The organism is Janibacter sp. YB324 (genome assembly GCF_014217915.1).
Lineage (GTDB): Bacteria > Actinomycetota > Actinomycetes > Actinomycetales > Dermatophilaceae > Janibacter > Janibacter indicus.
The window spans coordinates 2,414,760-2,426,735 of sequence record NZ_CP060120.1; the positions used below are offsets into that span (position 1 = coordinate 2,414,760).

The window sequence follows — 11,976 nt, forward strand, 5'->3', positions numbered from 1 at the left end:
GCAGGGTCTCGGCGGTCGCCCGGGAGTTGGCGACGACGCGCTGCGGCCCCCACGTCGCGACCTGACGCAGCAGCCGCACGACCGCCTCCGGCAGGTAGTCGGGGGCGATCCGGTCGCGGATGTGCCACACGAGCGGGCGGCGGGCCAGACGGGCGGCGGGGACGCCGAGGAGGTCGGCCTTGAGCGTGGTCGTGTGGACCACGTCGACGTCGAGCTCACGCAGCCGCGCGGCCAGCCGGCGGACGAAGGGGGCGGCCCCCCACCGCGGACCGCACGGCCGTGAGCACTCCCGCGGCCTGCTCACGGGTCGTCGTACCGATGCGCTCGTCGAGCGGCAGCACCTCGACCTCGTGGCCGCGCTCGCGCAGCCGCGCCACGAGCGGGCCGTCGGCGAAGAGGATGACCCGCGCATCGACGTCGTCACGGGCGGCGAGGGTGTCCATGAGGCGGATCGTCGCCAGCTCGACGCCCCCGAGCTGCGCCGTGTGGTCGAGGATCGCGACCCTGACCGCACCCCGCTGCTCCGCCATGCCGCGGAGTCTATGGGCCGGGTGCGACACCGGCAGCCTGAGCCCCTGCCTCACCAGGGGAAGAGGTCGGGGTCGGTCGGGATCGCCGCCACCTCGGACAGGAGCCAGCCGTCGAGGAGCACGCACCCCATCAGCACCGTGGCCAGCACGACCAGACGCGGCCGCGAGCGCGCCGCGCGGGCGAGCAGCGCTAGGGCCAGCGGCGCCGCCACCGCCACCAGTCGCGGCGCGATCGCCTGGACGCTCCACGCCGCGATCATGTAGACCCCGACGACGACGAGGACGCTCGAGATTGCGAAGACCACTCGGGGGTCCTCGACGACGCGGCGGCCGCCCTTCGCCTTGCTCGCGAGAGCCCAGGCGGCGAAGAGCAGCAGAGCCGCCGCGAGGAGCACCGCGGCCGCCTTGACCACCGTCGGCGCGTCGAAGGCATTGCGGTAGTACTCCGTCGGCGCGAAGGCGTAGGAGACGAGCGACCGCCCCCAACCGACTACCGACCCGATGCCCGCGTACTCCAGCGGGTCGAAGGAGACCCCCGTCCGGTCGACCGCTCCGGAGCCGGTGAGGTCCCCGTAGAGGACGAGGTTGCGCACGAACCACCACCCGCTCACGACGGCGGTCCCCAGGACCGCCAGCGAGGCGTCGACCGTGCGGGCGCGCACGCCGCGCCGCCCGTCGAGCAGGACCGCCACGACGAAGCCGACGAGCAGCGCCCCGGCGAAGACCTTGGTGAGCACCGCCAGCCCGACCAGGGCACCGACGACGAAGGGGGTCCCATCCGCCTCGCCGCGCAGGGCTCGGAGCGCGACCAGCGCCGCAGCGGCCGTGACGACGAGGCAGAGGTAGTCGTTCTGCGCCGAGGCGGCGACGGCGAGGAGAGTCGGGTTGAGCACGACCAGCCCGGAGGCGACGACAGAGGGGAGCTCGCGAGCGCCCAGCGTGCGGGCAAGCCGGTATGTCAACCACCCGAGGAGCGGCACGAGCACCAGACCGGCTGACCGCAGGACGGCTAGACCCGCCTCCGGCAGCTCGGCCGTGCCGGTCAAGCGCAGCAGGAGCGCTGCGAGGACGTAGTACACCGGGCCCATCTGGGCCTCGTAGTGAACTCCTGGCTCGCCGAGGACCGGCAAGCGCAGCTCGCGTGCGTAGAAGACGACGTTGCTGTGGTGTGCCGGCTCGTCGTAGGGCTGACCCGGTGGAGCCCAGACGGCCAGCAGGGCGGCCATGACGAGGGCAGGGCCCCACAGCAGGGCCAGCCACGGAGCCGGATTGCGGGCGCGCACGTGCAGGAGTCTCGCACGGCCCCGCGCACGCTACTGTGACCGCCATGGTGGGGAACCAGGAGCACCACCCACGAGTGGTGGGACTGGACGCGCTGCGGGGACTGGCTGCGCTGGCGGTCTTCGTGTGCCACCTCGGCGCCTACTGGGAGCTCTCCGAGCTGCCCGCGAAGCTCCCGCAGCTCCTCGACGTCGGCGCGCACGGCGTCGACGTCTTCATCGTCATGTCCGGCTTCGTTCTCGGCTTGGCCGCCTTCCGCGCCGGCGCATCGCTGCGCATGGACAACTTCCTCGCCCGCCGCGCTTGGCGTCTGGCGCCTCCCTACCTCGTCGCGCTCGCGTTGGCGACCGCACTGGCCATGTCGCCCATCGCCCGCTGGTTCGTCCCCGAGCCGGCCCGGTGGTCCGACGTCGCGTGGCACCTCCTCTTCGCCCAGACGTGGAACCCGGATCGGCTGGGAAGCATCAACGGCTCCCTGTGGAGCGTCGCACTGGAGGCGCAGCTCTACCTCGTCTTCCCGCTGGTCGTTCTGGCGGTCAGGCGGTGGGGAGTCCTCCCAGTCGTCCTCGCCACCGCGACGCTGTCGGTCGTCATGTCGACGGTCCCCGCCGACGGTGCGCTGTGGGATGCCCTCACCGATGAGCACAACCTGCCGATCCGACTCGTGCAGTTCGTCCTCGGGGTCGGCTGCGCCCACCTGTACGTCAGCCGTCGGACGCCGTCGTCCCGAGTGCTCTGGCTGGTGGTCGTGCTGGGTGGGCTCGTCGCGCTCGGCTGGAGCACCGCCGCCTTCGAGCCCGGTCGGGTGCTCGCCTGGTCCCTCCCCTGCGCCGCCCTCATCCTCCTCGTCGCAGGGCCGGCCGGCCAAGGCCTCGCGAGCACGCCCCTGGAGCGATGGGGTCTGGGCTCGTACAGCTTCTACATCGTCCACCAGCCGGTGATCCTGCTGATGAGTCCCCTCGTCAGGGACCACATCGCCTCCGACGCCCTGGCCCTCTTCGCCGGCCTCGTCGTCGCGCTGCCCGCCACCGCCGGGACGGCCTGGCTGCTCTATGTGCTCGTCGAGCGGCCGTCCCACCAGTACGGCCGTCGCACCTTCCCCCTGACGGCCACCGCGAACTCGACCGCGACTCGCCCAGCCGCGTGACGGGACACCGGTGCCCGGGCCGACCGGCTCCCAGCCAGGCACTACTGTGACGCCCATGGCGGGGAACCATGCCGAAGGGGCGCGATCGGGACCGCGGGGGGCGCACGCACGGCGGGTGCACTGGCTGACGCTGCACACGTCGGTCCCCATGGGCCAGCAGACCTACGAGACGAGCATCCAGCAGGCGGTCCGCGACCTCGCCGAGCCGGGGTGGGACTTCCGCGCCTCGAGCGTCGGCAGCGGCCGCAGCGCCGCGACCCTGCGCATCCCCCAGCGGGTCCTCGACGACCGTCGGGGGGCCCGGCTGGTCGGCGCGGCCACCGGCCTGCGGCACGACCTGGTGCACCGCTTCGACCTGCGGGTGCCGCCGGCCCGCGGTCCGCACGTGCTGACGATGCACGACCTGCCCCCCATGCGCTTCCCCGACGAGGGCCGCCTGCCCGCGTGGTGCACCGAGCCGCTCCCCTCGGACGTCGAGGTGATCTGCCCCTCCGACTTCGCGGCGAGCGAGGTCACCGAGCTCGTCGGCGCCCGCCGCGTCACCGTCATCCCCTACGGGGTCCGGCCGAGCTTCCGGCAGCCCGCACCGTCGTCACCCGAGGACCAGCGGGCACTGGGCGTCTCCCGCCCCTTCTTCGTCCACGCCGCCGGGGTCACCCGACGCAAGAACCTCGAGGGCCTCGCCGAGGCCTGGGCGATCGCCGCCCCCGAGCTGCCCGACCACGAGCTGGTCCTCCTCGGTCCGCCCCACGGTCGGCGCGAGGAGCTCTTCGGCCATCTGCCCCGGGTCGTGCTCGCTGGCAAGGTCGACCTCGACGCCGTCGGCAAGGTCATGGCCGCGGCGGAGGCCGTCGTCGTCCCGAGCACCTACGAGGGATTCGGCCTGCCCACCCTCGAGGGCATGGCCGTCGGCACCCCGGTCGTCGCCGTCGACCGGGGGGCGACCCCCGAGGTCGCCCGGGGCAATGCGCTGATGACCGAGCCCGACGGCCCCTCGATCGCCGAGGCCCTCCTGGCCGTCGGGCGGCACGAGATCGACCGCGACGACCTCGTGCGTCGCGGCCTCGCCCGCGCAGCCACCTTCGCGTGGGACACGGCCGCCCGTGCCCACCTCGACGTCTACCGGAAGGTGACCGGGTGACCGGCCGGGAGCGGCCGCTGCGGGTCTGGCTGGCGCCCAGCGCCTTCCACCCGTCACGGGGGGGCGTCGAGGAGCTGACCCTGCAGCTCGCCCGCGAGTACCTCGCCCGCGGGCACGAGGTGACCGTCGTCGTCCACCGGCACCCGGCCGACCTCCCGAGCACCGACGTCGTCGAGGGCGTCCCGGTCCGCCGCGTCGCCCTCGACCTGCCGGGGTCCCACCCACGACGGCTGGCGGGCTTCCCCTTCGCCCTGCGACGCCAGCTGCGCGACCTCGACGACCTCGGGCCGCGACCGGACCTGGTGCACGTGCAGTGCGCGTCCAACCAGGTCCTCGCCCTGTCGCTGTGGACCACGCTGCGCCGAGTGCCCCTCGTCCTCACCACCCAGGGCGAGGTGACGATGGACGCGGGCCGCATCTACCAGCGCAGCGCCCAGATCCGGGCGGTCCTGCGCCTCGGCAGTCGTCGGGCGGCAGCCCTGACGGCGTGCTCGCGCCGGGCCGGTGACGACGCGGCCGACATCGCGCGCCGCTTCCGCGGGTGCGAGGTGGTCCCCAACGGCGTCGACCCCGACCAGTGGACCGTCACCCCCCTGCCTGAGGCACCCGTCTTCGCCGCCTGGGGTCGGCACGTCCCGCAGAAGGGCCTCGACCTGCTGCTCGACGCCTTCACCCTGGTGCGGCGCGAGCTGCCGGACGCGGTCCTGCGCATCGGCGGCGACGGGCCGGAGCACGAGCAGCTGCGCGCCATGGCCGGACCCGGGGTCGACCTGCTCGGCCCCCTCGACCGAGGTGGCGTGCAGGCCCTGCTGACGAGTGCCCGGGTGGCCGTCGTCCCCAGCCGCCTCGAGCCCTTCGGCATCGTCGCCGTCGAGGCCATGGCCGCCGGTCGCGGCGTCGTGTGGAGCACCAACGGCGGTCTGGCCGATGCCACCGCCGGCCTCGGCCAGCCGGCGGACCCCACCGACGCCCAGGCCCTCGCGGCGGCGATGGTGCGTGCCCACCGCGACCCCGTGGAGCCCGGCGACGCCCGTGCCCACGCCGAGTCCCTCGCGTGGGCACGCATCGGCGAGCGCTACCTCGCGCTCTACCGCGACGTGTGCGGCCGCGACGGGAGCCGATCGTGAGGGTCCTCATGTGGCTCAACCGGGGGGCCGAGATCCCCGGCGGACACCGCGTGCAGATGCAACGGACCGCCGCAGCCCTGCGCGAGCTGGGCGTCGACGTCGACGAGCACCTCGGGCCCGAGCATCCCGAGGGCACCTGGGACGTCGTGCACGGCTTCCAACTCGGGCCCCGCGAGGTCGCCGCGATGCGCTCCCGCGGGGTGCCCGTCGTCATGTCGACGATCTACTGGGGCCTGACATACACCGCCGGCAACCGCACGGACCACTTCGACCTCCGGGACCAGCTCGGTCGGGGTCGTCGCGGCTTGCGGTACCTCCGGGCCAGTGTGCGAGGCAGGGACCATCTCACTCGCCTCGCCCTGGATGAGGCCCACGAAGAGTTCGACCGTGTCCGGGCGTGGTCGATGGCGGACCTGCTCCTGCCCAATGCCGAAGGGGAGGCCCGTCACGTCCGCGACGACCTCGGGGTGCTCACCGAGTGCCTCGTCGTACCCAACGCCATCGACGTCGACCTCTTCTCCCCCGGCGCCGGCCGCGCCCGCCCCGCCGGCTCGGTCCTGTGCGTCGGGCGGATCGAGCCGCACAAGAACCAGCTGGGCACGATCCGCGCGCTCGGCGACGCACCGGGGATGACGCTCACCGTCGTCGGCCCGCCCCACCCCCACCACCCCCGGTACCACGAGGAGTGCCGGTCCGCCGCCGCTGCCACGAGCAATGTCACGCTCCTGCCCGGGGTGGACCACGCCGACCTGCCGGACCTGTACGCCCGCCACCACACCCACGTGCTCGCCTCGTGGTACGAGACGACCGGGTTGGTGTCGCTGGAGGCAGCCGCCTCGGGCTGCACCGTGGTGACCACCGACCGGGGGCACGCCCGCGAGTACTTCGGCGACGATGCCGGGTACTGCGACCCGGCCGACCCGACCTCGATCCGCACGGCCGTCGACCGGGCACTGGCGAGCGGGCCCTCGACCGATCTGCGGGAGCGGATCGCGCAGCGCTACACCTGGTCGCAGACGGCGCGGCAGACGCTCGTGGGCTACGAAGTCGTGCTGTCTCGGCGTGGCCACCGGCGCCACGACAACTCCACCTGAGCCGACGCCCGACGGCTCCCACCCTCGACGACGTCGGCTACGTCCTCGCGGAGGTGACGAGACTCAGGGTTGGGGCTAGGACGGCGCGCACCGGCGCCGGCACGGACCGTACGAGGCTGTCACCGTCCGCCGGCGACAGGCCCAGACCTGCGATGCGCAGGACGGCGAGGTAGCACAACGGACCCACCACGCCGACGATGAACCCCCGTGCTGCGGGCGATCCCTGGAGCAGCCCGGACGTCCCGAACCAGGCCAGTACCACGACCAGCGTCGCCACGAGGACCGGTGCTTGCGCAGACGTCATGCGACGCAACGGGATCCGGTGCGAGCGCATCTCGATCAGCGTCATTGCCTGGGCGCGGGTGACCGTCCCGCACACCATCGATGCCACGCCACCCCAGGCCCCTAGCGGCGGGATGAGCGCCAGCGCCACACCCGCCATGACGACCAGCGAGCCCAGGTTGACCCAGAGGTAGGTGCGACCGCGCAGCCGGGACATCAGCGACGCGTACGCGCCCGACCCCACGACGACGAAGCCCACGGCACAGGACATCACGAGGAAGTAGTCACCGCTGGGCGCGTACTGCTGGCCGTAGATCCACGGGACCAGGCCGACGATCACCGGCACCCCCAGCACCAGCATCCCTCCGGTCACCACCGCGGAGACGCGAGTGACACGCAGCAGCCCCTCCCGGGCCGGGCCCGGGCCACGCTCCCGCAGCGCCGCGAAGGCAGGCAGCAGCGGCCCTACCATCGCCTGGACCGGCGCGAGCACCTGCGCGGCCAGTCCGAAGCCGAGCGCGAAGAGACCCACGGCGACGGCGTCACCGAGCCACTGGAAGAAGAAGATCTGGACCCGGTCCGTGACGAGGGTGCTCACCAGCGTCGCCAGACCGGTCGGGACGGCGAAGGCCCAGAAGGCTCGGGGAAGTGACCACGGCGCCCTGGGACGCACGGCCGCCCGCCTCAGCAGCGGAGACAGCGCGAGGAAGGGAAGGGCCATGAGCGCGCCGGTGGCCACGATCCTCGCCACCCATACGGAGGTGGCGACCGGATGGACGAGCACGGTCACGACGACTGCGGTCTGGATGCCGAGGTTGCTCACCATCGCCAGCTGGGCAGCGCGGTCGGAGCGGTGCTCCGTGGACAGCAGGATCGGCCCCGCCTGCAGTGCCGCTGGCGCGAGGACGCCGAAGACCACCGCCGCGACGAGCAGGGGCCACGGCACGTCGACGACGAGTGCCACGACCAGGGCGACGAGCGGGGCCGCCACGAAGATGTTGTAACCCTGCGCACCGGAGATCGTCCGGGTGACATCGGAACGCCGCCCGCTCTCCGAGGCCTTGGTGACGAACTGCATCAGGGCGGCTCCCACGCCGAGCGAGGCCGCAGCAGTGGCCAGGCTGAGGACCATGGTGAGGATGGCCAGCTGCCCGTAGTCGACGACGCCGAGGCGGCGCGCGACGACGACGTTGACGAGGAACCCGATCGGGACGGAGACGAGGACGTGGACGGCCGTCCACACGGTGCCGCTGATGAGACCCTCGCTGACCCGTCGCCTCTCGGGCTCGAGCTGCTCGGTCCCCTCCGTCACGAGCCGACGTGCTCGGTGAAGTACTCGATGGTGCGCTCCAGGCCCTCACGCAGTCGGGTGCGCGGCTCCCACCCGAGCACGGACTGGGCCTGACCGATGTCCGGCCGACGGCGCGTCGGGTCGTCCTGCGGCAGGGGTCGGTGGTCGATCGCCGACGAGCTGCCGGTGAGCTCGAGGACGAGCTCGGCCAGCTCGATCATCGTGAACTCGACGGGGTTGCCGATGTTGATCGGTCCGGTGACCTCGTGGTCGGTCGCCATGAGCCCCATGAGCCCGTCGACGAGATCGTCGACGAAGCAGAAGGAGCGGGTCTGGCTGCCGTCGCCGTAGATCGTCAGCGGCTCGCCGGCCAGGGCCTGGACGATGAAGTTGGAGACGACCCGACCGTCGTCCGGCTGCATGCGCGGGCCGTAGGTGTTGAAGATGCGCGCGACCTTGATCCCGAGGTCGTGCTGGCGCCGTAGTCGAAGAAGAGCGTCTCGGCGCAGCGCTTGCCCTCGTCGTAGCAGGAGCGGATGCCGATCGGGTTGACGTTGCCCCAGTAGTCCTCCGTCTGCGGGTGGACCTGTGGGTCGCCGTAGACCTCCGAGGTCGACGACAGGAGGATCTTGGCCCTGGTCCGCTTGGCCAGCCCGAGCATGTTGATCGAGCCGTGCACGCTCGTCTTCGTCGTCTGGACCGGGTCGCGCTGGTAGAAGATCGGGCTGGCCGGGCAGGCCAGGTGGTAGATCTCGTCGACCTCGACGTAGAGCGGGAAGGTCACGTCGTGGCGCATGACCTCGATGTTGGGGTGGTCGAGCAGGTGGGTGAGGTTGCGTCGGGTGCTCGAGTAGTAGTTGTCGACGACGAGCACCTCGTGCCCCTGGTTGAGCAGCCGCTCGGTGATGTGCGACCCGATGAAGCCCGCACCGCCCGTCACCATCACCCGCCGAGGCGTCCGGCTCTCCCCTTGTGGTGCCTTCACGCGCAGCCATCCTTCCCAGTGAGCCCCGCCCTGCCCTCGGTGGACCGGTCGTGGGCGTCGTCAGAGTATCCGCTGGCCCGCCGGCTCGTGGCCGCTCGCAGCGTGTTGGCCCCGACACCCACGAGGAGCGCCGAGCCGAGCACGTCGCTGGGTCGGTGGGCGTGACCGACGACGTTGCCGAGAGCGGCGACGCCGGCCGCCGCGCACAGCAGCCGGGTCAGCCACACCGGGCGCCGCGGGCAGAGCCACCACACGGCCACCAGCAGGGCGAGCGTGGCGGACGCATGCGTCGAGGGGAAGGTGTTGGTGAGGTAGCCGAGCTCGCGCCCGTGGAGCGGGCGGGGCAGGGACTGCTTCAGCAGCAGGCTCAGACCGGTGCTCGCGCCGACGAGCACGCCGACCCGCAGCACCTGCCACGGGTGACGACGCACCCGCAGTGCGCCGAGGCCCAGCACCAGCACGACGAGCCCGAAGGGGAGCACTCGCCTGCCCAGGAGGGGCCAGAGCTGCGCCAGGGGCCCGGGTCCCAGCCGCTGGGCGAGGCCCAGCAGCCACTCGTCGAGCTCCTGCCCGGTCGGGCTGACGACGAGCAGGAGGTACACCGCGCCGAAGGCCGCCCAACGGAGAGCCTGCCGCGCCCCGCTGACGCGCCGCGCCGACAAGGGCGCGACGAGATCAGATCTGGGCGTAGACGGTGACGTTGGACCGGTCGTCGTCGGTGGTCGAGTCCGTGTCGCTCGACTCGCTCGCGGACTCCGTCGTCTCCGGGGAGGGCTTGACCTGCTCGTCCGCCGTGGCCTCCGGCGTGGGGACGTCCTCGGCCTCGGGGGTCGTGTCGGGCGTAGGGGACTCAGACATGGATCGGATCCTCTCGAACGAATTCTGGATGAGCTGGCTCGATGGTCGCGTCAGAGACTGACCGGTCCGCGGATGAAGGAGATCGTCTCCCCGCTGACGGTGACCGTGCGACGCGCGTAGATGGGGATCGTGCCGCTGCAACTGATGTTGACAGATGCCTGGAAGTTGGGCCGGCCCGAGGCGCGGCTGTAGCCGTAGGCGCTTCTGAACTGCCAACCGCCCGTGTAGAAGGTGGTGTAGGCGATGTAGCCGGCGATCGGCGGGTCCACCGTCGACGGCACGGGGACGGACCAGTTGCTGTTGCCCGAAACCGCGGTCCACGTGATGGTCCCGAGCGAGCTCGGGTAGTAGAGAGTGATCCGGGGATTCGCAATCTGCGTGGACGCGGTGGTGTTGTAGATCCACAGGCCACGGGTGCCGGTGTTGGGAGGCTCTGCGCCGTTACCGCCCGTGCCGTCGATCGTCAGGCGGTCAGTCCCGCAGTTCTTGCCGACGGTGACCCAACCCTGCAGACCAGGAGGTGGGGGCGACGCCGCCTGCGCGGGCGCGGCCGTACCCATGACGATCACTGGTGCCGTCCACGCCGCGCCCTTGACGACCTGACGACGACGCACTGAGGTGTTGCTCTGCCCCATGTTCACTTCCCCGCTTGTCATAGGGCATCCACACCGACCCCATCGGCTTCGCCCTTGTTGGACTGGATGCTAGCGCACTTCATCCTGCACGAACAGGCTTTTCGTGGGATGATCCCGCGCCCTGACCGTCGGCGGCCCGAGGCTCAGGCCCGGGCCCGCTCCGACGCCCGACGCTCCTTGGCCCGGCGGCGCCCCCGGCGCTTGTCCTGGGCGATCGCCTGCTCGTAGGTGTGGTAGCCGTAGCGGTACTCGCCGCCCTTGCCCTGGACGAAGTTGCGGGCGAAGCCCGAGACCCGCGCCCCCACGGTGTCGAGCTGCTTGAGCGCGGCCACCAGGTCCTTCTTCTTCGTGCGGTCGATGCCCACGATCATCAGCAGGCCACCGGTGAGCCGCTCGACGACCACCGCGTCGATGACCGGGACCACCGGCGGGGAGTCGACGAGCACGAAGTCGTACTCGTCGACGAGCGAGCTGAGCAGGGCCTCCATCGGGGCCGAGCCGAGCAGCTCGCTGGGGTTGGGCGGCACCTGCCCCGAGGGCAGGACGTCCATGCCCGCGCTCCCCCAGGTCTGGATGACGTCGTGGACCTCGGCGTCACCGAGGAGCACGGTCGTCAGCCCGACGCTGCCCTCCATGCCGAGTGCCCTGGCCACCGACGGGTTGCGCAGGTCGGCGTCGACGAGCAGGGTGCGCCGGCCGGAGTCGGCCATGGCGAGCGCGAGGTTGACCGCGGTCGTCGTCTTGCCCTCGCCCGGCATCGCGGAGGTGACGACGAAGGAGTGCCGACCGGTCGTCACGTCGACGAACATCAGGTTGGTCCGCAGCCGCCGGATCGCCTCGGCGTGCCGGCCGTGCGGGTCGTCCTCGACGCTCACGAGGCTCTTGGACGACCGCTCCAGGGGCAGCCCGGCGAGCATCGGCGCATCGGAGTGGGGCCGGATGTCGTCCTCGCCGCGCACCTTGGTGTCGAGCGCGTGCCGGACGAAGGCCAGCCCCAGCCCGAGGACGAGACCCGCGAGCAGGCCGAGACCGATGTTGCGCACCGGGTCCGGCGAGACCGGCCGCGACGAGGCGGACGCGGGCTGGATCGGGGTGGAGACCACCGTCTGCCCGGAGGACTTCAGCAGGGTGGAGAACTCCCCCGCGACCTTGCCCAGCTGCGGGCCGACCTCGTTGGCGATGTCGGCCGCCTCCTGCCCGTCGGCGGCCCGCGCCGTGATGTTGAGGATCGAGGTCGAGCCGCTGGTCTGCGCGCTCACCGTGATCGGGTGCCCGGGCTCGAGCCCGAGCTCCTCGCGCAGCGGCTCGAGGACCGCGGGCGTGTCGAGGATCGAGACGTAGGTGTCGAGGTCCTCGGAGGTGAGGACGAAGACCCCGCCCTCGGAGGAGCTGTTGCTCGTCTGCTCGGCGCTGAGGTAGATGCGCGCCCGGGCCTCGTACACCGGGGTCGTCGTGAGGGTCACGGCGATCGCCGCGGCGACAGCGAGCACGACACAGGCCGCGATGAGCCGCCACCGCTGGCGCACGACACCCAACAACTCGCTGAACTGCACTCTCGACTCCCTGCCCCGTGCGATCGGCCCACCCCACGGTGGCCCGAAGGTA

General features: G+C 72.1%; 11 protein-coding genes and 2 pseudogenes. 4 read left to right on the forward strand and 9 right to left on the reverse strand.

The features are described from left to right. Positions 1-28: 28 nt before the first annotated feature. From H7A72_RS17200 to H7A72_RS11795, 3 genes and pseudogenes are all read right to left on the reverse strand, one after another. Positions 29-304, reverse strand: a pseudogene (locus H7A72_RS17200) (glycosyltransferase); the annotation flags it as partial. Next, positions 216-530, reverse strand: coding sequence for a hypothetical protein (locus tag H7A72_RS11790; RefSeq protein WP_185220640.1), 315 nt, complete (start codon positions 528-530; stop codon positions 216-218). The gene H7A72_RS11790 and the pseudogene H7A72_RS17200, both read right to left, overlap by 89 nt. A 50-nt stretch (positions 531-580) precedes the next feature. Continuing rightward, on the reverse strand, positions 581-1,813 hold the full coding sequence (locus H7A72_RS11795) for a glycosyltransferase family 39 protein (protein WP_185220641.1): 1,233 nt from the start codon (positions 1,811-1,813) through the stop codon (positions 581-583). 44 nt (positions 1,814-1,857) lie between these two features. On the opposite strand from H7A72_RS11795, the gene H7A72_RS11800 reads away from it, so the two are divergent. The 4 genes from H7A72_RS11800 (at position 1,858) to H7A72_RS11815 (ending at position 6,320) form a co-directional block, all read left to right on the forward strand. Then, positions 1,858-2,958, forward strand: a complete 1,101-nt coding sequence (locus tag H7A72_RS11800; protein ID WP_185220642.1) for an acyltransferase — start codon at positions 1,858-1,860, stop codon at positions 2,956-2,958. 115 nt (positions 2,959-3,073) lie between these two features. Beyond that, positions 3,074-4,099 (forward strand): glycosyltransferase, encoded by a 1,026-nt coding sequence (locus H7A72_RS11805; protein WP_185220643.1) that lies wholly within the window; start codon positions 3,074-3,076, stop codon positions 4,097-4,099. Further along, the gene (locus H7A72_RS11810) at positions 4,096-5,226 is read left to right on the forward strand and encodes a glycosyltransferase family 4 protein (RefSeq protein ID WP_185220644.1); all 1,131 of its coding nucleotides are present in this window, start codon (positions 4,096-4,098) and stop codon (positions 5,224-5,226) included. The genes H7A72_RS11805 and H7A72_RS11810 overlap by 4 nt, the downstream gene beginning before the upstream one ends. Beyond that, on the forward strand, positions 5,223-6,320 hold the full coding sequence (locus H7A72_RS11815; RefSeq protein ID WP_185220645.1) for a glycosyltransferase family 4 protein: 1,098 nt from the start codon (positions 5,223-5,225) through the stop codon (positions 6,318-6,320). The genes H7A72_RS11810 and H7A72_RS11815 overlap by 4 nt, the downstream gene beginning before the upstream one ends. Before the next feature lie 37 nt (positions 6,321-6,357). Here H7A72_RS11815 and H7A72_RS11820 read toward each other — a convergent pair whose 3' ends face one another. The 6 genes and pseudogenes from H7A72_RS11820 to H7A72_RS11845 form a co-directional block, all read right to left on the reverse strand. Beyond that, entirely contained in the window at positions 6,358-7,914 is a 1,557-nt protein-coding gene (locus H7A72_RS11820) for a lipopolysaccharide biosynthesis protein (RefSeq protein WP_185220646.1), read from the reverse strand. Continuing rightward, positions 7,911-8,836, reverse strand: a pseudogene (locus H7A72_RS17205) (UDP-glucuronic acid decarboxylase family protein). The gene H7A72_RS11820 and the pseudogene H7A72_RS17205 overlap by 4 nt, the downstream one beginning before the upstream one ends. Positions 8,837-8,874: 38 nt before the next feature. Beyond that, positions 8,875-9,540: a phosphatase PAP2 family protein gene (locus tag H7A72_RS11830; protein WP_185220647.1), complete on the reverse strand. Its 666-nt coding sequence runs from the start codon at positions 9,538-9,540 to the stop codon at positions 8,875-8,877. Positions 9,541-9,553: 13 nt separating this feature from the next. Further along, positions 9,554-9,736 carry a hypothetical protein gene (locus H7A72_RS11835; RefSeq protein ID WP_185220648.1) on the reverse strand — a complete coding sequence of 61 codons (183 nt, stop codon included), beginning with the start codon at positions 9,734-9,736 and terminating at the stop codon, positions 9,554-9,556. 50 nt (positions 9,737-9,786) lie between these two features. Beyond that, complete coding sequence (locus H7A72_RS11840) at positions 9,787-10,371, reverse strand: hypothetical protein (protein ID WP_185220649.1); 585 nt, start codon at positions 10,369-10,371, stop codon at positions 9,787-9,789. 143 nt (positions 10,372-10,514) lie between these two features. After that, positions 10,515-11,924 carry a polysaccharide biosynthesis tyrosine autokinase gene (locus H7A72_RS11845; protein ID WP_185220650.1) on the reverse strand — a complete coding sequence of 470 codons (1,410 nt, stop codon included), beginning with the start codon at positions 11,922-11,924 and terminating at the stop codon, positions 10,515-10,517. Positions 11,925-11,976 lie beyond the last annotated feature (52 nt).

Bases quoted from the DNA above. Each gene is read 5' to 3' on its own strand.
- H7A72_RS11835 (WP_185220648.1), bottom strand. From the start codon at position 9,736: ATGTCTGAGTCCCCTACGCCCGACACGACCCCCGAGGCCGAGGACGTC.
- H7A72_RS11790 (WP_185220640.1), bottom strand. From the start codon at position 530: ATGGCGGAGCAGCGGGGTGCGGTCAGGGTCGCGATCCTCGACCACACG.
- H7A72_RS11800 (WP_185220642.1), top strand. From the start codon at position 1,858: ATGGTGGGGAACCAGGAGCACCACCCACGAGTGGTGGGACTGGACGCG.
- H7A72_RS11840 (WP_185220649.1), bottom strand. From the start codon at position 10,371: ATGGGGCAGAGCAACACCTCAGTGCGTCGTCGTCAGGTCGTCAAGGGC.